Annotated in this window: 17 protein-coding genes; 16 read left to right on the top strand and 1 reads right to left on the bottom strand. The window is 69.8% G+C overall.

Going from position 1 to position 19,164, the window contains the following annotated elements; genetic code table 11:
* Nucleotides 1–116 precede the first annotated feature (116 nt).
* Nucleotides 117–680 (bottom strand): beta-class carbonic anhydrase, encoded by a 564-nt coding sequence (locus ACLLJJ_RS08190; RefSeq protein WP_434588610.1) that lies wholly within the window; start codon nt 678–680, stop codon nt 117–119.
* Between the two features lie 406 nt (nt 681–1,086).
* Between ACLLJJ_RS08190 and rsmH the strand changes: the two genes are divergently transcribed.
* The 16 genes from rsmH (at nt 1,087) to ACLLJJ_RS08110 (ending at nt 18,848) form a co-directional block, all read left to right on the top strand.
* On the top strand, nt 1,087–2,043 hold the full coding sequence (gene rsmH, locus ACLLJJ_RS08185) for a 16S rRNA (cytosine(1402)-N(4))-methyltransferase RsmH (protein ID WP_434588609.1): 957 nt from the start codon (nt 1,087–1,089) through the stop codon (nt 2,041–2,043).
* Nucleotides 2,040–2,612 (top strand): FtsB family cell division protein, encoded by a 573-nt coding sequence (locus ACLLJJ_RS08180; protein ID WP_434588608.1) that lies wholly within the window; start codon nt 2,040–2,042, stop codon nt 2,610–2,612. The genes rsmH and ACLLJJ_RS08180 overlap by 4 nt, the downstream gene beginning before the upstream one ends.
* Nucleotides 2,613–2,616: 4 nt before the next feature.
* The gene (locus tag ACLLJJ_RS08175; RefSeq protein WP_434588607.1) at nt 2,617–4,584 is read left to right on the top strand and encodes a peptidoglycan D,D-transpeptidase FtsI family protein; all 1,968 of its coding nucleotides are present in this window, start codon (nt 2,617–2,619) and stop codon (nt 4,582–4,584) included.
* 14 nt (nt 4,585–4,598) lie between these two features.
* Nucleotides 4,599–6,281 (top strand): UDP-N-acetylmuramoyl-L-alanyl-D-glutamate--2,6-diaminopimelate ligase, encoded by a 1,683-nt coding sequence (locus tag ACLLJJ_RS08170; protein ID WP_434588606.1) that lies wholly within the window; start codon nt 4,599–4,601, stop codon nt 6,279–6,281.
* A 4-nt stretch (nt 6,282–6,285) separates the two neighbouring features.
* Nucleotides 6,286–7,701, top strand: a complete 1,416-nt coding sequence (locus ACLLJJ_RS08165; protein ID WP_434588605.1) for a UDP-N-acetylmuramoyl-tripeptide--D-alanyl-D-alanine ligase — start codon at nt 6,286–6,288, stop codon at nt 7,699–7,701.
* Nucleotides 7,698–8,768, top strand: coding sequence for a phospho-N-acetylmuramoyl-pentapeptide-transferase (mraY, locus tag ACLLJJ_RS08160; protein WP_434588604.1), 1,071 nt, complete (start codon nt 7,698–7,700; stop codon nt 8,766–8,768). Before ACLLJJ_RS08165 ends, mraY begins: the two co-directional genes overlap by 4 nt.
* Entirely contained in the window at nt 8,765–10,174 is a 1,410-nt protein-coding gene (gene murD, locus ACLLJJ_RS08155) for a UDP-N-acetylmuramoyl-L-alanine--D-glutamate ligase (protein ID WP_434588603.1), read from the top strand. The genes mraY and murD overlap by 4 nt, the downstream gene beginning before the upstream one ends.
* A 59-nt stretch (nt 10,175–10,233) precedes the next feature.
* Nucleotides 10,234–11,610: a putative lipid II flippase FtsW gene (gene ftsW, locus ACLLJJ_RS08150; RefSeq protein ID WP_434588602.1), complete on the top strand. Its 1,377-nt coding sequence runs from the start codon at nt 10,234–10,236 to the stop codon at nt 11,608–11,610.
* A gap of 6 nt (nt 11,611–11,616) precedes the next feature.
* Nucleotides 11,617–12,711: an undecaprenyldiphospho-muramoylpentapeptide beta-N-acetylglucosaminyltransferase gene (murG, locus tag ACLLJJ_RS08145; protein ID WP_434588601.1), complete on the top strand. Its 1,095-nt coding sequence runs from the start codon at nt 11,617–11,619 to the stop codon at nt 12,709–12,711.
* A 29-nt stretch (nt 12,712–12,740) separates the two neighbouring features.
* Entirely contained in the window at nt 12,741–13,541 is an 801-nt protein-coding gene (locus ACLLJJ_RS08140; protein WP_434588600.1) for a cell division protein FtsQ/DivIB, read from the top strand.
* A gap of 270 nt (nt 13,542–13,811) precedes the next feature.
* Nucleotides 13,812–15,023, top strand: a complete 1,212-nt coding sequence (gene ftsZ, locus ACLLJJ_RS08135) for a cell division protein FtsZ (RefSeq protein ID WP_434588599.1) — start codon at nt 13,812–13,814, stop codon at nt 15,021–15,023.
* Nucleotides 15,020–15,772, top strand: a complete 753-nt coding sequence (gene pgeF / locus ACLLJJ_RS08130; protein WP_434588598.1) for a peptidoglycan editing factor PgeF — start codon at nt 15,020–15,022, stop codon at nt 15,770–15,772. The genes ftsZ and pgeF overlap by 4 nt, the downstream gene beginning before the upstream one ends.
* 3 nt (nt 15,773–15,775) lie before the next feature.
* Entirely contained in the window at nt 15,776–16,495 is a 720-nt protein-coding gene (locus ACLLJJ_RS08125) for a YggS family pyridoxal phosphate-dependent enzyme (RefSeq protein WP_434588597.1), read from the top strand.
* 139 nt (nt 16,496–16,634) lie between these two features.
* On the top strand, nt 16,635–17,240 hold the full coding sequence (locus ACLLJJ_RS08120; RefSeq protein WP_283516199.1) for a cell division protein SepF: 606 nt from the start codon (nt 16,635–16,637) through the stop codon (nt 17,238–17,240).
* An 80-nt stretch (nt 17,241–17,320) separates the two neighbouring features.
* Nucleotides 17,321–17,605 (top strand): YggT family protein, encoded by a 285-nt coding sequence (locus ACLLJJ_RS08115; RefSeq protein WP_434588596.1) that lies wholly within the window; start codon nt 17,321–17,323, stop codon nt 17,603–17,605.
* 49 nt (nt 17,606–17,654) lie between these two features.
* On the top strand, nt 17,655–18,848 hold the full coding sequence (locus tag ACLLJJ_RS08110) for a DivIVA domain-containing protein (protein WP_434588595.1): 1,194 nt from the start codon (nt 17,655–17,657) through the stop codon (nt 18,846–18,848).
* Nucleotides 18,849–19,164: the final 316 nt, after the last annotated feature.

Raw genomic sequence — 19,164 nt, 5'->3', positions numbered from 1 at the left:
TCCGGCGCGATGTCACTCCCGCATTCTTGTAGCCGTTACCGCTTCGTGTCACTCGCCTGTGGATAACTGGGTCGGATATGTCGGGGGTTGCCGTCTTTTTGGCTGCTCACATCACATCACTTGACGGGATCGATCTCCCGCAGCAGTCCGTTCGCCACCTGGAAGACGAAGCCGCGCACATCGTCGGTGTGCGGCAGGAACGGCGAGGTCCGCACGCGCTGCATCGACTGCCGTACGTCCTGGTCGACATCGCGGAAGGCCTCCACGGCCCAGGAGGGACGCTGGCCCACCTCGTCCTCCAGCTCGTGCCTGAAGTCCTCGGTGAGGCTCTCAAGACCGCAGCTGGTGTGGTGGATCAGTATGACGCTGCGGGTGCCGAGCGCCCGCTGGCTGATGGTCAGCGACCTGATCACGTCGTCGGTGACCACACCGCCCGCGTTGCGGATGGTGTGGCAGTCGCCCAGTTCGAGCCCGAGGGCGTCGTGCAGGTCGAGCCGCGCGTCCATGCAGGCGACCACAGCGACGTGCAGTACGGGCCGGGCGTCCATGCCGGGGTCGTCGAAGCCCGCGGCGTACGCGCGGTTCGCCTCGACGAGGCGGTCGGTCACCGTACCTCCGGAACGCGCCGAAGTCGGCGCGGCGGTGACGGGCCCGGGGGGGAGGTGCGGGGAAGTCGACATGACCTAGACGTTAGTCGTCGCGGTGGGGGTGGGCCCGCTGTGAGATGGGACAAAGAACGTCAACGAGGCTTGTTGTGAGGTAACCCACAGGTGTGGTGGTGCCTCCTCCGTACGGGTGAAAACGCGCACGCGCGACGCGCCAGCCGGTTGATTGACCGGAACGACGTGTCGACTAAAGTGACGCGAAGTGGGTGGCGTGACGCGCCCCTTACTGCTTTACGGACACATCACGCACATCTTGAATTCCGCAAGTTACTCACGCGTGCGCGGCGTACGTACGGCCCGGCCTTCTCCCGCTCGCCGGTCGGCCGACGCCACTTCCCCGGCGCCGGCAGGCGACCTCCCCTTCTGCGAGCGGGCGGGGACCAGGCCGTACGTACCACCGCGCCGCTACCTGAGAGGGCGCATGAGCCAGACCCGACACGTCCCGGTGATGCTCCAGCGATGCCTGGACCTGTTGGCCCCGGCTCTCGCCGAGCCGGGAGCCGTCGTCGTCGACTGCACCCTCGGCCTCGGCGGACACAGCGAGGCCCTGCTTACCGCCTTCCCCTCGGCGCGACTCATCGCGCTCGACCGGGACAAGGAGGCACTGCGGCTCTCCGCCGAGCGGCTCGCGCCGTTCGGCGACCGGGCCACCCTGGTGCACGCTGTCTACGACGAGCTGCCCGAGGTCCTGGAGCGGCTGTCCGTCCCACGGGTGCAGGGCATCCTGTTCGACCTCGGCGTCTCGTCGATGCAGTTGGACGAGGCGGACCGCGGTTTCGCCTATGCCCAGGACGCCCCGCTCGACATGCGGATGGACCAGACGACGGGCATCAGCGCCGCCGAGGTGCTCAACACCTACGCACCGGGTGAGCTGGTGAGGATCCTGCGCGCGTACGGCGAGGAGAAGCAGGCCAAGCGGATCGTCTCGGCGGTCGTGCGCGAGCGCGATGGCGAGCCCTTCAGTAACAGTGCCCGGCTCGTCGAGCTGATCCGTGACGCGCTGCCGCAGGCCGCGAAGCGCACCGGCGGCAACCCCGCCAAGCGCACCTTCCAGGCGCTGCGCATCGAGGTCAACGGTGAGCTCACGGTGCTGGAGCAAGCCATTCCGGCGGCGGTGAAGACCCTCGCCGTGGACGGCCGGATCGCGGTCCTCTCGTACCACTCACTGGAGGACCGGCTGGTCAAGCAGGTGTTCTCGGCGGGCGCCGCCAACACGGCGCCGCACGGCCTGCCGGTCGTGCCCGAGCGCTACCAGCCACGCCTGAAGCTGCTGACACGCGGTGCGGAACTGCCGACGGAAGAGGAGATCGCCGAGAACCGGCGTGCTGCTCCGGCCCGGCTGCGGGGCGCGCAGCGCATCCGGGAGGACGTGCTGTGAGCAAGTCGGCCAAGCAGTTGAAGGGGCGGGCCGCGAAGTTGTCGCAGCTGATGCCCTCGGGTCCCAGTACGGCGGCTCGCACCCCCTTCGTGCTGCTGGTCGTGCTCCTTCTCGGCGGTGGGCTCATCACACTGCTGCTGTTGAATTCCTCGCTCAACGAGGGCTCGTTCAGGCTGAGCGAGCTCAAGAAGCGGACCACCGAACTGACCGACGAGGAGCAGGCGCTCCAGCGGGACGTGGACGACAGATACGCGCCCGACGCGCTGGAGCGCAGGGCGCGCCAACTGGGCATGGTGCCCGGCGGCAGCCCCGTCTTCCTCAACCCGGACGGCACGGTCCGCGGTGTGCCCACCGAGGCGTCCGCCGATCCCGTCGCCCAGCCCACCGCACTGAGCGTCCCCGCCCCGCCGCCCGCGGCGGCGCCCTCCGCGCCGGTGGCATCGGCCCCGCCCGCCCCGCCCCCGGCGCCCTCCACGCCTTCGCCCACGGCTCCTCCCGCTCGGGCTTCCGACCCCGCTCCCGCCCCGGTGAGCCCGTCCACGCAGCCGACCACGACACCCGGCAGGTGACGCAGTGCCTCCCAAGGAACCAGCCACACCGCGCCGCCGAGTACCCGGCCCCGCGCGTGCGCAGGGCGGGGGGCGCTCCAGATCCACCGCGCGCCCCCCGGCGGGACGCCCGCGCCCCGCACGCAAGGAGGCGCGCACCCTGCGGCTGGGCAGCCCAAGGCCCCGGCTGCGGCTGGTCGGCCTCGGTCTGACCCTGGTCATGCTGGCCTTCGTCGTACGGCTGCTCCAGGTGCAGGCCGTCGACGCGAGCGCGTACGCGGCCAAGGCGGAGAAGAACCGGTACTCCAGCTCCACGCTGGCCGCCGAGCGCGGTGAGATCACCGACCGCGACGGCATCGCGCTGGCCACCAGCGTCGACGCGTACGACATCACGGCCGACCCGTCGATGTTCACCCCCAAGTTCAGCAAGGCCGACGACACGCCCGAGCAGGCCGCCGCGCTCCTCGCGCCCATCCTCCGCAAGGACGCCGGCGACCTGGCCAAGCAGCTCAGCAAACCCAAGAGCAGGTACACGATCCTGGCCCGCCGCCAGACCCCGCAGATCTGGAAGCAGATCAAGGATCTCCGCAGCGTCTTCACCGAGAAGGCCAGGACGGACAAGGCCAAGGGCGGCACCGGCGCCAATGTGCTCGCCGGTGTCTTCCAGGAGCCCAGCAGCAAGCGCGTCTACCCCAACGGCGATCTCGGCGCCGGAATACTGGGTTACGTCAACGCCGACGGCAAGGGCGGCGGTGGCCTGGAGACTCAGCTGAACAAGGAGCTGGCGGGCAAGGACGGCGAGATCACCTACGCGCAGTCCGGTGGCCGTCGGGTGCCCACCGCGGGCAACCGCGAGGTGCCCGCGGTACCCGGCTCCGACATTGAGCTGACCATCGACCGGGACATCCAGTGGGCCGCCCAGAAGGCCATCGCCGACCAGGTGAAGAAGTCCGCGGCGGACCGTGGCTACGTCATAGTGCAGGACAACAGGACCGGCGAGGTCCTCGCCATGGCCAACGCCCCCGGCTTCGACCCCAACGACCTCTCGCAGGCCAACTCGGCCGCGATGGGCAACGCGGCGCTCCAGGACGCCTTCGAACCGGGCTCCACCGCCAAGGTCATGTCCATGGCCGCGGTACTGGAGGAGAACGCCGCGGCCCCCGGCACCCATGTGGTGGTGCCCAACCGGCTGCACCGCGGCGACCGGCTGTTCAAGGACGACATCGACCACCCGACCTGGTACCTGACGCTCAACGGCGTACTCGCCAAGTCCAGCAACATCGGCACGATCCTCGCGACCGAGCAGCTCGGCAAGACCCGTGCGGAGGCCAACCAGGTCCTCCACTCGTATCTGCGCAAGTTCGGCCTGGGCAGCCCCAGCGGGCTCGGCTATCCGGGAGAGACGTCCGGCATCCTCGCCAAGCCGCAGGACTGGAGCACCTCGCAGCAGTACACGATCCCGTTCGGCCAGGGCCTGTCGCTCAATGCCATGCAGGCCACTTCGGTCTACTCGACGATCGCCAACGGCGGCGTAAGGATCGAGCCAACCCTGGTCCGCGGCTCCAAGGGCCCCGACGGCCGTTTCACCCCGGCCACCGCCCCCAAGAAGTCCCGTGTGGTCAGCGAGAAGACCGCCAAGACCGTGGCCTCGATGCTGGAGTCCGTGGTGGACGACGAAGAGGGAACGGGCACCAAGGCGCGCATCCCCGGCTACCGCGTCGGCGGCAAGACCGGCACGTCCAACCGGGTGGATCCGGCCACCGGCCGCTACAAGGGCTACACGGCCTCCTTCGCCGGATTCGCGCCTGCCGACAACCCGCGCATCACCGTGTACTGCGCCATCCAGAACCCGACCAGGGGCAGCTACTTCGGCGGCCAGATCTGCGGTCCCATCTACAAGCAGGTCATGGAATTCGCACTGAAGACCCAGCAGGTAGCCCCGAGCGGCACCGCCCCCGCGCGGCGGCCGGTGTCCTTCCAGCCCGGCGAGTGACTCAGGAACCATCAGTGACAACGATCACCCGCGATTCCGGGAACCAACAAGACCCGTCCGCCGACCCGCCCCCCTCACTTCGCGGCAGGCCGGGTCAGCCCGGTACGCTCACCGCCGTGCCACACGCTGATCAGTCCCAAACCACCCAGAAGGACGCCCCGGTGACGTACCCCGGAGCGCCCAGGCCGGTCCAGGTCCGCCCGACACCCCTAGGGAAGCTGGCCGCACGGCTGGGCATCGATTCCCCGGGTGCGGCCGAGGTCACTGGCATCACCCACGACTCCCGTGCGGTGAGGCCAGGTGATCTGTACGCCGCCCTGCCGGGGGCCCGCCTCCACGGGGCCGACTTCGTCACCCAGGCGGCGAGCCTCGGCGCGGCCGCGATCCTCACCGACCCGGCGGGCATCGAACGGGCGGCAGGCACGGGCCTGCCGGTGCTCTCGGTCGAGGACCCACGCGGCCGGATGGGCGAGATCGCCGTCGAGATCTACGGCCGTCCCGGCGAGGACCTGCTCCAGATCGGCATCACCGGCACGTCCGGCAAGACGACCACGGCGTATCTCGTCGAGGGCGGCCTGCGCGCCGCCGCGGGCCGGGACGAGCAGGCTCTGACCGGGCTCATCGGGACGGTCGAGATGCGCATCGGTGACGAGCGCATCAAGTCCGAGCGCACCACCCCCGAGGCAACCGACCTGCAGGCCCTCTTCGCCGTCATGCGCGAGCGCGGCGTCAAGGCGGTCGCCATGGAGGTCTCCAGCCACGCCCTGGTGCTCGGCCGCGTCGACGGCTGCGTCTTCGACGTGGCGGTCTTCAACAACCTGAGCCCCGAGCACATGGAATTCCACTCCGGCATGGAGGACTACTTCCAGGCGAAGGCGCGGCTGTTCACGCCGGAGCGCAGCCGGGTCGGCGTGGTCAACTTCGACGACGACTACGGGCGCAGGCTCATCACCGAGTCGGGCGTCCCGGTCACGTCGTTCTCCGCGGAGGGCCACCCGGACGCCGACTGGCGGGCCGAGGACGTCGAGGTCGGCCCGTTCACCAGTGCGTTCACCGCGGTCGGCCCCGAAGGGCAGCGCGTCACCGCGACCGCCCCGCTGGCGGGCCCGTTCAACGTCGCCAACACCCTCGCCGCGATCGTCACGCTCGCCGTCGCCGGCGTCGACCCGCAGACCGCCGCGGACGGCATCGCGGCCGTCCCCGGTGTGCCGGGCCGCCTGGAGCGCGTGGACGTCGGCCAGCCGTACCTCGCGGTCGTCGACTACGCGCACAAGACGGACGCCGTCGAATCGGTCCTGCGCGCGCTGCGCAAGGTCACCGAGGGCAAGCTGCACATCGTCCTTGGCTGCGGCGGCGACCGCGACAAGCAGAAGCGGGCCTCGATGGGCGCCGCCGCCGCCAGGCTGTCCGACACCGCCGTACTGACCTCCGACAACCCCCGTTCAGAGGACCCTCTCGCGATCCTTGCCGCCATGATCGCGGGCGCCGCCGAGGTGCCCGTGCACGAGCGCGGCGATGTCCTGATCGAGGCCGACCGGGCCGCCGCGATCGCCACGGTCGTGGCGCGCGCACAGCCCGGCGACACCGTGCTCGTCGCGGGCAAGGGACACGAGCAGGGGCAGGACATCGCAGGGGTACTACGCCCCTTCGACGACCGTCAGGTGCTTCGCGCCGCGATTATGAACACCCAGGGATGACCCAGTGATCGCCCTCTCCCTCGCCGAGATCGCCGAAATCGTCGGCGGGCAGCCGTACGACATACCGGACGGTGCCCTCAAGGTGACCGGCCCCGTCGTCATCGACTCCCGTGAGGTCGGCCCCGGCAGCCTCTTCGTCGCCTTCGCCGGCGAGCGCGTCGACGGCCACGACTACGCGCGGCGCGCCATCGATTCGGGCGCGGCGGCCGTGCTGGCCACCCGCCAGCTCGACGTGCCCGCCATCGTCGTGGACGACGTCGTGCGGGCGCTCGGCGCCCTCGCGAGCGCCGTCGTCGAGCGCCTGGGCGCCACTACCGTCGCGCTCACCGGCTCGGCCGGCAAGACCAGCACCAAGGATCTGATCGCCCAACTCCTGGAGCGCAAGGGCCCGACGATCTGGCCGGCCGGCAACCTCAACAACGAGATCGGGCTGCCGCTGACCGCGCTGCGGGCCGCCGAGGACACCCAGCACCTCGTCCTCGAAATGGGCGCCCGCTACATCGGCGACATCCGCTACCTCAGCAGCCTCGTCCCGCCGAAGATCGGTCTCGTGCTGAACGTCGGCACCGCCCACATCGGCGAGTTCGGGGGCCGCGAGCAGATCGCCCAGGCCAAGGGCGAACTGGTCGAGGCGCTGCCGACCGCCGAGGCGGGGGGAGTTGCCGTACTCAACGCGGACGACCCGCTCGTACGCGCCATGTCGGCCCGTACGAAGGCCAGGACGATCCTCTTCGGCGAGTCCGACGACGCGGACGTACGTGCCGAGAATGTCCGGCTCACGCAGAACGGGCAGCCCGCCTTCCGGCTTCACACACCCACCGGGTGCGGTGACGTGACCATGCGGCTGTACGGTGAGCACCACGTGTCGAACGCGCTCGCCGCGGCCGCCGTCGCCCATGAGCTGGGCATGTCCGTTGACGAGATCGCCGTGGCGCTCTCCGAGGCGGACACGCTGTCCCGCTGGCGTATGGAGGTCACCGAGCGTCCTGACGGCGTGACGGTCGTCAACGACGCCTACAACGCGAATCCCGAATCCACGCGAGCCGCCCTGCGCGCGCTCGCGGCCATGGGCACGGGACGTCGTACGTGGGCGGTGCTCGGCCAGATGGCCGAGCTCGGCGACGATTCGCTCGCCGAGCACGACGCGGTCGGACGACTTGTCGTCCGGCTCAACGTCAGCAAGCTCGTGGCAGTCGGGGGCAGGGAAGCGTCCTGGCTGCAGCTGGGCGCTTACAACGAGGGTTCGTGGGGTGAGGAGTCGGTGCACGTGTCCGACGCGCAGGCGGCGGTCGACTTGTTGCGCAGTGAGTTGCGCCCGGGAGACGTCGTGCTGGTGAAGGCTTCCAGGTCGGTCGGTCTCGAACGGGTCGCACAGGCGCTGCTCGATCACCGTACCGAGGGCGAGGTCACCGGCCGATGAGGCAGATCCTCTTCGCGGGAGTCATTGGTCTCTTTCTGACCCTGGTCGGCACCCCGCTGCTGATCAAACTGCTCGCCCGCAAGGGATACGGGCAGTTCATCCGGGACGACGGTCCGCGCGGCCACCACGGCAAGCGCGGTACCCCCACCATGGGCGGCATCGCCTTCATCACGGCCACGCTCATCGCGTACGGCCTGGCGAAGGTCATCGCCGGCGAAAAGCCGACGATGTCGGGCCTGTTGGTGCTGTTCCTGATGGCCGGCATGGGTGTCGTCGGGTTCCTCGACGACTACATCAAGATCGTCAAGCAGCGTTCGCTGGGCCTTCGGGCCAAGGCGAAGATGGCGGGCCAGCTGATCGTCGGCATCGCCTTCGCGGTGCTCGCACTGCAGTTCAAGGACGCCCGCGGGCTCGCCCCGGCATCCACCAAGCTCTCCTTCGTCCAGGACTTCGGCTGGACGATCGGCCCCGTGCTCTTCGTGGTCTGGGCGCTGTTCATGATTCTCGCGATGTCGAACGGTGTGAACCTCACCGACGGCCTCGACGGTCTCGCCACCGGCGCCTCGGTGATGGTCTTCGGCGCGTACACCTTCATCGGTGTCTGGCAGTACCAGGAGTCCTGCTCCGACGCGGTCTCGCTGACCAACCCGGAGGCCTGCTTCGAGGTCCGGGACCCACTGGACCTCGCGATCGTCGCCGCGGCCCTGATGGGTGCCTGCTTCGGCTTCCTGTGGTGGAACACCTCGCCCGCCAAGATCTTCATGGGTGACACGGGCTCGCTGGCCCTCGGCGGCGCGCTCGCCGGTCTGGCGATCTGCTCCCGTACGGAGTTCCTCATCGCCCTCCTTGGCGGCCTGTTCGTCCTGATCACGATGTCCGTCGTGATCCAGGTCGGCTTCTTCAAGATGACCCGCAAGCGGGTCTTCAAGATGGCGCCGCTCCAGCACCACTTCGAACTCAAGGGGTGGTCCGAAGTCCTTGTGGTGGTCCGCTTCTGGATCATCCAGGGCATGTGCGTGATCGTAGGGCTGGGGCTGTTCTACGCCGGCTGGGCGGCCGACAAGTGAACTGGCACGACAAGAAGGTCACCGTCGCGGGTCTCGGCGTCTCGGGGATCCCCGCGGCGCGTGCTCTGCGCGACCTCGGCGCCCGCGTCACCGTCGTCAACGACGGTGACGACGAGCGCTCCCGCGCCCAGGCCGCCGAGCTGGAGGCGCTGGGCATCACCGTGCGCCTCGGCGACGGAGCGACGCTGCCCGAAGGCACCGAGCTGATCGTCACCACGCCCGGCTGGCAGCCCGACAAGCCGCTCTTCACGGCCGCCGCCGATGCGGGCGTGGAGATCTGGGGCGACGTCGAGCTGGCATGGCGCCTGCGGGGCCCGGACGCGGCCCCCTGGCTCGCGGTCACCGGCACCAATGGCAAGACCACGACCGTGCGGATGCTGGCCTCCATCCTGCAGGCCGCGGGCCTGCGTACCGCGGCCGTCGGCAACATCGGCGTCTCCCTGCTCGACGCCGTCCTCGGCGACGAGCCGTACGACGTCCTGGCCGTCGAGCTCTCCAGCTACCAGCTGCACTGGGCGCCGAGCCTGCGGGCGCACTCCGCGGCCGTGCTCAACCTGGCCGCCGACCACCTCGACTGGCACGGCTCCATGGCGGCGTACGTCGCCGACAAGGGCCGCGTCTACGAGGGCAACCAGGTCGCCTGCGTCTACAACCTCGCCGACCCGGCCACCGAGGCACTGGTCCGTGGGGCCGATGTCGAGGAGGGCTGCCGCGCGATCGGCTTCACCCTCGCCGCGCCAGGCCCCTCCCAACTCGGCGTCGTCGACGGCATCCTGGTCGACCGCGCCTTCGTGAAGGACCGGCAGAGGAACGCCCAGGAGCTCGCCGAGGTCTCGGACGTCGACCCACCGGCCCCGCACAACATCGCCAACGCCCTCGCGGCCGCGGCCCTCGCCCGTGCCTACGGCGTGCCGCCCACCGCCGTACGCGACGGACTGCGGGCCTTCCGCCCCGACGCCCACCGCATCGAGTACGTCGGGGACGTCGAGGGGGTCGCGTACATCGACGACTCCAAGGCCACCAACACACACGCCGCACAGGCGTCCCTGGCGGCGTACGACCCGATCGTGTGGATCGCGGGCGGCCTCGCCAAGGGCGCCACCTTCGACGAACTCGTCGAGAAGTCGGCGAAGCGACTGCGCGGTGTCGTTCTGATCGGCGCCGACCGCGCCCTGATCGCCGAAGCCCTCGCGCGACACGCCCCCGAGGTACCGGTGGTCGACCTCGACCGGACCGACACTGGGGCGATGTCGGCGGCGGTGCGCGAAGCGGCGCGACTCGCACAGCCGGGGGACACCGTGCTGATGGCCCCGGCCTGCGCCTCCATGGACATGTTCGCCAACTACAACAAGCGTGGCGAGGCATTCACCGACGCCGTACGCGAGTTGGCTCCCGAACGCGACTAGCGGACCGGTCCCCGCGCCGCGGACCGGTCGGCGCAGCCCATGAGTGGAGGGGACACGAGATGTTGGCCGACGACAGTGCCCTGACCGGCCGCCCCGCCCTGCGCGGGCGGGCCGGGGCAGGAACGGTCCGCCGCCAGGCCGCGCCTCGCCGCCGCGGCCCGATCCTGCCCAGAGCACCGCGGGGCAACGGCCCACGACGGCTGTACGAGCAGCTCCGCCGTGCCTGGGACCGGCCCCTGACGGCGTACTACCTCATCCTGGGCAGCGCCCTGCTGATCACCGTGCTCGGCCTGGTGATGGTCTACTCCGCCTCGATGATCAAGGCGCTGGAGCTGTCGCTGCCCGCCTCGTACTTCTTCCGCAAGCAGTTCTTCGCGGCCGTCATCGGGACGGCCCTGCTGCTCGTCGCCTCCCGGATGCCGGCCAGGCTGCACCGCGCCCTCTCCTACCCGTTGCTGGCCGTGACGGTCTTCCTGATGGTCCTGGTGCAGATCCCCGGGATAGGAGTCTCGATCGGCGGCAACCAGAACTGGATCTCGCTGGGCGGCCCCTTCATGCTCCAGCCCAGTGAGTTCGCCAAGCTGGCGCTGATCCTGTGGGGCGCCGACCTGCTCGCCCGCAAGCAGGACAAGCGGCTGCTGACCCAGTGGAAGCACATGCTGGTGCCGCTCGTCCCGGTGGCCTTCATGCTGCTCGGCCTGATCATGCTCGGCGGCGACATGGGTACGGCGATCATCCTCACCGCGATCCTCTTCGGCCTGCTCTGGCTCGCGGGCGCCCCCACCCGGCTCTTCGCCGGCGTGCTCGCCTTCGCCGCCTTCATCGGCTTCGTCCTCATCAGCAACAACGCCAACCGGATGTCGCGGCTCGCCTGCATCGGCGCGACCGACCTCGGCCCCAAGGGCGAATGCTGGCAGGCGGTGCACGGAATCTACGCGCTGGCGTCCGGCGGATGGTTCGGTTCCGGACTGGGTGCGAGTGTGGAAAAATGGGGCCAACTCCCGGAGCCCCACACCGACTTCATCTTCGCCATCACCGGTGAGGAACTGGGTCTGGCGGGGACGCTGTCGGTACTCGCCCTCTTCGCGGCCCTAGGCTATGCGGGTATCCGCGTGGCCGGACGCACGGAGGATCCCTTCGTCAGGTATGCCGCGGGCGGTGTGACCACCTGGATCACGGCTCAGGCCGTGGTCAATATCGGTGCGGTGCTCGGTCTTCTGCCGATCGCCGGTGTCCCGCTCCCGCTGTTCTCCTACGGGGGCTCGTCGTTGCTGCCGACCATGTTCGCCGTAGGGTTGCTGATCGCCTTCGCGCGAGAGGATCCCGCCGCCAAGGCGGCCCTGGCCATGCGACGGCCCGGCCTTGGCAAAAAGGCCGGGGTGAGATGGAAGACGATGAGACGGCGCGTCAAGAAGCGTCCGTCCGGAGAGCGGTGAATTTCGGTGCATGTCGTACTCGCCGGCGGGGGGACCGCCGGCCACATCGAGCCCGCGCTCGCCCTCGCGGACGCCCTGCGCAGGCAGGACCCGAGCGTAGGAATCACGGCCCTTGGCACGGAGCGCGGACTTGAGACCAGGCTCGTACCCGAGCGTGGTTACGAACTGGGGCTGATCCCCGCCGTACCGCTGCCCCGCAGGCCCACCCCGGAACTGATCACCGTCCCGGGACGGCTGCGCGGCACCATCAAGGCCGCCGAGCAGATCCTGGAACGTACGAAGGCGGACTGCGTCGTCGGCTTCGGTGGCTATGTCGCGCTGCCCGGCTACCTCGCGGCCAAGCGCCTCGGAGTGCCGATCATCGTCCACGAGGCCAACGCCCGCCCCGGCCTCGCCAACAAGATCGGCTCGCGCTACGCGGCCGCCGTGGCGGTCTCCACCCCCGACAGCAAGCTGCGCGGCGCCCGCTACATCGGCATCCCACTGCGTCGCACGATCGCCACCCTGGACCGCGCCAAGGTCAGGCCCGAGGCGCGCGCCGCATTCGGGCTCGACCCCAACCTGCCGACGCTGCTCGTCTCCGGCGGCTCGCAGGGCGCCCGTCGCCTCAACGAGGTGATCCAGCAGATCGCTCCGGTGCTCCAGCGCTCCGGAATCCAGATCCTGCACGCGGTCGGTCCGAAGAATGAAATGCCACACGTCGACAACATGCCCGGTATGCCGCCCTATATCCCGGTACCGTATGTCGACCGGATGGACCTCGCGTACGCGGCGGCCGACATGATGCTCTGCCGTGCGGGCGCGATGACCGTCGCCGAACTCTCCGCCGTCGGACTCCCGGCCGCCTACGTCCCGCTGCCCATCGGCAACGGCGAACAGCGGCTCAACGCGCAGCCGCTGGTCAACGCCGGGGGCGGTCTGCTGGTCGATGACGCCCAGCTGACCCCCGAGTGGGTGCAGAGCCAGGTGCTCCCGGTCCTCGCGGACCCGCACCGGCTGTACGAGATGTCCCGCGCAGCCGCCGAGTTCGGCCGCCGGGACGCCGACGAGCTGCTGGTCGGCATGGTGTACGAGGCGATTGCCGCACGCAGGGCCGGCTGAACGGCCCCCGACGCAGGAGGCAGCAGCGAGTGGCCGGACCGACGACCGCCCAGCGCGGCGCACGAAAGGCGCCGGGACCGGCGGCCCGCCCACCCCGCGAGAAGGGGCCGGGGGGCCGCCTGCGGCTCCCCGGCCGCCCCTGGATGATCCTGCTCGTCGTCGCGGCGCTGCTGCTCGCCGGGGGCGGCGTCTGGGCGCTCTACGGCTCCACCTGGCTGCGGATCGAGCGGGTGAAGTCGTCCGGCACGCAGGTCCTGACGCCCGATGAGGTACTCGCCGCCGCGGCGGTTCCGATCGGCGCGCCGCTGATTTCCGTCGATTCGGATGCCATTGAGGACCGGCTGCGCCGGAAATTGCCCCGTATCGACTCGGTGGACGTTGTTCGTTCGTGGCCGCATGCCGTCGGTCTGAAAGTGACCGAACGAAAGGCTGTACTGCTCGTCCGGCAGGGCGCACAGTTCGTCGAAGTGGACGACGAGAGTGTGCGGTTCGCCACGGTCCCCAAGGCGCCCAAGGGTGTACCACTACTTGAATTGACGCCCGATCAGTCACCGAGTCTGCGACGCTTCGGAGCGGACCGTCTGATGCGGGAAGCCGTTCGGGTTCAGGGCGAAATCCCCGAATCCGTCGCCCGGGATGTGCGATCCTTCAAGGTCCGTTCGTACGACGCCATCTCACTGGAGCTGAGCCGGGGCCGTACGGTCGACTGGGGCAGTAGCGAGCAGGGCGAAGCGAAGGCGCGCACACTGGGGGCTCTCATGAAAGCAGCCCCCAAGGCCACGCACTTCGACGTCAGTGCGCCCACCGCCCCGGCCGTGTCGGGGAGTTGACGGGTATACGCCCTGGCCAGCACCCTGGTTGGCCAGCGATATGGGTGATCACATAGGGTGAAAAGAAAAACGGGAGGTTCGGCGTGTTCGTTGAACGTGCGCCACTTGTCGACTTAGTGTCCTGTTCGGAAGAGTCCAACAGACACACTGGTAACCCTGAACTTCACCGTTAGGGTTCGGGTCGGCGTTCGGACCGTCCCAATCGGCATCAGTCGTCGCGGGGGCTGCAACTCCGCGGCGGCACGTAACTCGAGGCGAGAGGCCTTCGACGTGGCAGCACCGCAGAACTACCTCGCAGTCATCAAGGTCATCGGTGTCGGCGGCGGTGGTGTCAATGCCATCAACCGAATGATCGAGGTCGGTCTCAAAGGCGTCGAGTTCATCGCGATCAACACGGACGCACAAGCGCTGTTGATGAGCGACGCCGACGTCAAGCTCGACGTCGGACGGGAACTCACCCGCGGCCTCGGCGCCGGAGCCAACCCGGCAGTCGGACGCAAGGCGGCAGAGGACCACCGTGAGGAGATCGAGGAGGTCCTCAAGGGGGCCGACATGGTCTTCGTCACCGCCGGCGAAGGCGGCGGCACCGGAACGGGCGGCGCACCTGTCGTCGCCAACATCGCGCGCTCGCTCGGCGCCCTCACGATCGGCGTGGTCACCCGCCCGTTCACCTTCGAGGGCCGGCGTCGCGCGAATCAGGCGGAGGACGGCATCGCCGAGCTCCGCGAAGAGGTCGACACCCTCATCGTCATTCCCAACGACCGGCTGCTGTCCATCTCGGACCGCCAGGTCAGCGTGCTCGACGCGTTCAAGTCGGCCGACCAGGTACTGCTCTCGGGCGTGCAGGGCATCACCGACCTCATCACCACCCCGGGTCTGATCAACCTCGACTTCGCGGACGTCAAGTCCGTGATGTCCGAGGCCGGATCGGCCCTGATGGGCATCGGCTCGGCGCGCGGCGACGACCGCGCGGTGGCCGCCGCGGAGATGGCGATCTCCTCGCCCCTCCTGGAGGCGTCCATCGACGGCGCCCGCGGTGTGCTGCTCTCCATCTCCGGCGGCTCGGACCTCGGTCTCTTCGAGATCAACGAGGCCGCGCAGCTGGTGAGCGAGGCCGCCCACCCCGAGGCCAACATCATCTTCGGTGCGGTCATCGACGACGCGCTCGGCGACGAGGTGCGGGTCACCGTCATCGCCGCCGGCTTCGACGGTGGACAGCCGCCGACCCGCCGGGAGACCGTTCTCGGTGCGGGCGCGGGCAGCAAGCGCGAGGAGTCCACGCCGTCCCGCCCCGCGGAGACGTCGCGGTCCACCAGCGGTATCGGCACGGTTCCGCCGCGCGAGGAGACCCCGGCCCCGGCCGAGGCCGCCCCGGTCAGCGAGTACACCAGCACGCCGGTCTCGCCGCCGCACGTGCCGCCGGCCCGCCCGTACCAGGACAGCCAGGCCGAAGAGCTGGATGTCCCGGACTTCTTGAAGTGACCGTGCAGCACGACGCGATACATCCGGACGGCGCGCACTTCGCCTTCACCGACAGGTGGGGCGGGGTGAGCGCCGTTCCGTACGCGGAGCTCAATCTCGGCGGCGCGGTCGGCGACGAGGCCGCCGCCGTGCTCGCCAACCGGGACATCGCGGCCAAGGCGCTCGGGCTCGACCCCTCCCTGGTCGTCTGGATGAACCAGGTGCACGGGCGTGCGGTGGCCGTCGTCGACGGGCCGTGGGGCGAGGGGGCCGGGGGCGCCGCGGACATCCCGGCGGTCGACGCGATCGTGACCGCCCGGCGGGGGCTCGCCCTCGCCGTTCTCACCGCGGACTGCCTGCCGGTCCTGCTGGCCGACCCCGTCGCCGGGGTCGCGGCGGCGGCCCACGCCGGGCGGCCCGGTCTGGTCGCGGGGGTCGTCCCGGCCGCCGTCGAGGCAATGATCACATTGGGCGCCGAGCCGTCCCGGATCACCGCCCGCACCGGCCCCGCCGTCTGCGGACGCTGTTACGAGGTGCCGGCCCAGCTACGGGCCGAGGTCGCCGACGCGGTGCCCGAGGCCTGGTCGGAGACGAGCTGGGGAACCCCGGCCGTCGATGTGAGTGCCGGGGTGCACGCGCAGCTCGAAGCGCTCGGCGTACGGGACCGGCAGCTCTCGCCGGTCTGCACCCTGGAGTCGGGTGACCACTTCTCGTACCGCCGCGACCGCACCACGGGGCGGCTCGCCGGATATGTCTGGCTGGACGGATGAGGCATGACGGATCGCAAGTCTGAACTCGCGGCGAACCTGGAGCAGGTGGAGGAACGTATCTCCACCGCTTGTACGGCCGCCGGGCGCAAGCGCGAAGAAGTGACCCTGATCGTGGTCACCAAGACCTACCCCGCGAGCGATGTACGGCTGCTCGCCGAGCTCGGCGTCCGCCATGTCGCCGAGAACCGGGACCAGGACGCGGCTCCCAAGGCTGCCGAGTCCGCCGGACTGCCGATCTCCTGGCACTTCGTGGGGCAGTTGCAGACCAACAAGGTCCGTTCTGTGGCGTCCTATGCCGATATCGTGCAGTCCGTGGACCGGGCCAAGCTCGTCACCGCGCTGTCGACGGCGGCGACGGGGGCCGGGCGTGAGCTCGGCTGCCTGATCCAGGTGGCCCTCGACGCCGGGTCGGGCGAGCGCGGGGAGCGGGGCGGTGTGGCACCCGACGGCATCGAGGAGTTGGCCGCGCGGGTGGCCGGTGCCCCGGGTCTGCGGCTCGACGGTCTGATGACGGTCGCGCCCCTGGTGGGTCCGTACGAGGGGCGCCAACGTGAGGCGTTCGGGCGGCTGGTGGAATTGTCATCCCGCCTGCGCGCGGCCCATCCTGCTGCGAACATGGTCTCGGCAGGGATGAGTGCGGACCTTGAGCAGGCCGTAGCGGCCGGAGCGACACATGTACGCGTCGGTACTGCGGTACTCGGAGTCCGACCCCGCCTCGGGTAACGTCGCGAAGCAAGTCGGACCACAGCAGAAAATATGGTCATTCCCACCAAGAGGTGGGCAGGCCCAGTGGATCGCGGGCACTTGGTGACGATGCCGATGGTGACGATGCCGATCCACCACAGAGCGGAGGACTCAGAGAATGGCCGGCGCGATGCGCAAGATGGCGGTCTACCTCGGCCTCGTGGAGGACGATGGGTACGACGGCCGGGGTTTCGATCCCGATGACGATTTCGAACCCGAGCCGGAGCCCGAGCGGGAGCACCGCCGGCACCAGCCACCCCACCAGGACCGGCACGAGGATTCCGTGCGCGTGGTGCAGCCTCCCGCGCAGCGCGAGCCGGTTCCGCTCGCGGCGGAAAGCGGACGACCGGCGCGAATCGCCCCCGTGGCATCCATCACACCTGAACGCCCGAACCTGGAGAAGAACGCACCGGTGATCATGCCCAAGGTTGTGTCCGAGCGGGAGCCCTACCGCATCACCACGCTGCACCCGCGGACCTACAACGAGGCCCGTACCATCGGGGAACACTTCCGCGAGAGCACTCCCGTGATCATGAATCTCACGGAGATGGACGACACGGATGCGAAGCGACTTGTCGACTTTGCGGCAGGACTTGTCTTCGGTCTGCATGGCAGCATTGAACGAGTGACGCAGAAGGTGTTCCTGTTGTCGCCTGCTAACGTCGATGTCACGGCGGAGGACAAGGCCCGTATTGCAGAGGGCGGCTTCTTCAACCAGAGCTGAGACGCGACACACGTGACACAGGGGAACGACCCCGGCCGGGAGGCCGGACCGTGAGGGCATGGGGAGAGGGAAGTTAAGAGATGGGCATTGCACTACAGGTGATCTACATCGCGCTGATGTGCTTCCTCATCGTGCTGATCTTCCGGCTCGTCATGGACTACGTTTTCCAGTTCGCGCGCTCATGGGAACCCGGCAAAGCGATGGTGGTCGTCCTGGAGGCCACCTACTCTGTCACCGATCCACCGCTCAAGTTTCTGCGGCGGTTCATTCCGCCGCTGCGTCTCGGGGGCGTGGCACTCGACCTGTCCTTCTTCGTTCTGATGATCATCGTCTACATCCTGATCAGCATCGTGGTCAGGTTGTGAGCGATACGGTCTTGCCGACTGCCGACGACTACGTAGAGGTGAAGAAGAGATGCCGCTGACCCCCGAGGACGTGCGGAACAAGCAGTTCACGACCGTCCGGCTCCGAGAAGGCTACGACGAGGACGAGGTTGATGCCTTCCTCGACGAGGTCGAGGCCGAGCTGACGCGACTGCTCCGCGAGAACGAGGATCTGCGCGCCAAGCTGGCCGCCGCGACGCGTGCCGCCGCGCAGAACCAGCAGCAGGGCATGCGCAAGCAGCAGGAACAGCAGGATCGTCCCGGCGCACCCGTGCCCGCGGCCATATCCGGCCCGCCGGTCCAGCAGCAGCCCCCGCAGATGGGTCCGCCCCAGCTGCCCGGTGGTGCTCCGCAGCTGCCCGCGGGTCCCAGTGGTCACGGTCCCCAGCAGGGCCAGCACGGTCCGGGCCCGCAGGGCCAGCACGGCCAGGTCCAGCAGCACGGTCCGGGTCCGCAGGGCCAGCACGGCATGGGCCAGGGTCCGATGCAGGGACAGATGGGTCAGGGCCCGATGGGCCAGGGCCAGATGCAGAACCAGATGGGCGGCCCGATGGGCGGACCCATGGGTGGCCACGGACCGCAGCTCTCGCAGCCCGGCCAGGCGCCCGGCGGCGACAGCGCCGCACGTGTGCTCTCGCTGGCGCAGCAGACCGCGGACCAGGCGATCGCGGAGGCCCGTTCCGAGGCCAACAAGATCGTCGGCGAGGCGCGCAGCCGCGCCGAGGGCCTGGAGCGGGACGCCCGTGCCAAGGCGGACGCGCTGGAGCGGGACGCGCAGGAGAAGCACCGTGTCGCGATGGGCTCGCTGGAGTCCGCCCGCGCCACCCTTGAGCGCAAGGTCGAGGACCTGCGCGGCTTCGAGCGCGAGTACCGGACCCGGCTGAAGTCCTACCTGGAGAGCCAGCTGCGTCAGCTGGAGACCCAGGCGGACGACTCGTTGGCTCCGCCGCGGACCCCGGCGACCGCGTCGCTGCCGCCGGCTCCGCAGATGAGCGGCTCGATGGCTCCGGCCGGTGCGGGTGCCATGGGGCACTCCATGGGCGGCCCGCCGTCGATGGGCAACCACGGTGGCCAGCAGTCCAACGCTCCGTCCTACGGCGGCCAGCAGCAGATGTCCCCGGCGATGACTCAGCCGATGGCGCCGGTGCGGCCGCAGGCCCCGCAGCCGATGCAGCAGGCGCCTTCGCCGATGCGCGGCTTCCTCATCGACGAGGACGACAACTGACGGGCCTGCGCGCGCTGAGCGCGTAGCCGTCGGCAGGCTGAGGGCCGGGCCCCGGGGATTCACTCCCCGGGGCCCGGCCCTTTTCTGCGTGCGGCGGCCGGCTCCGGGGCGGGCGGGGACCGGGGGCGCGGTGGGGTGGCGCCTGCGGACGGGCTGTTTCCCCCTCCCGCCCGCGCGACCGGGGTTCCGCCCCGGGCCCCGGTCCTCGAACGCCGACAGGCTGGAATACGCGAGGCGACCGGAAAACGTTCAGCCCGGTCGTGCGAAGTCCCGGACAGCGGAAGGCCCGGCCGAAGTCGGCCGGGCCTTCCGCGCT

It is taken from the genome of Streptomyces sp. A5-4, assembly GCF_051131715.1.
Taxonomy (GTDB): Bacteria; Actinomycetota; Actinomycetes; order Streptomycetales; family Streptomycetaceae; genus Streptomyces.
The sequence above is the reverse complement of the archived record's forward strand: the minus strand, read 5'-3'. Positions and strand labels throughout refer to the sequence as shown.

Coding starts and splice junctions, on each gene's coding strand:
- ACLLJJ_RS08190 (WP_434588610.1), bottom strand. CDS start 680: ATGTCGACTTCCCCGCACCTCCCCCCCGGGCCCGTCACCGCCGCGCCG.
- rsmH (WP_434588609.1), top strand. CDS start 1,087: ATGAGCCAGACCCGACACGTCCCGGTGATGCTCCAGCGATGCCTGGAC.
- mraY (WP_434588604.1), top strand. CDS start 7,698: ATGAGGCAGATCCTCTTCGCGGGAGTCATTGGTCTCTTTCTGACCCTG.
- ftsW (WP_434588602.1), top strand. CDS start 10,234: ATGTTGGCCGACGACAGTGCCCTGACCGGCCGCCCCGCCCTGCGCGGG.
- ACLLJJ_RS08125 (WP_434588597.1), top strand. CDS start 15,776: ATGACGGATCGCAAGTCTGAACTCGCGGCGAACCTGGAGCAGGTGGAG.
- ACLLJJ_RS08120 (WP_283516199.1), top strand. CDS start 16,635: ATGGCCGGCGCGATGCGCAAGATGGCGGTCTACCTCGGCCTCGTGGAG.
- ACLLJJ_RS08115 (WP_434588596.1), top strand. CDS start 17,321: ATGGGCATTGCACTACAGGTGATCTACATCGCGCTGATGTGCTTCCTC.
- ACLLJJ_RS08110 (WP_434588595.1), top strand. CDS start 17,655: ATGCCGCTGACCCCCGAGGACGTGCGGAACAAGCAGTTCACGACCGTC.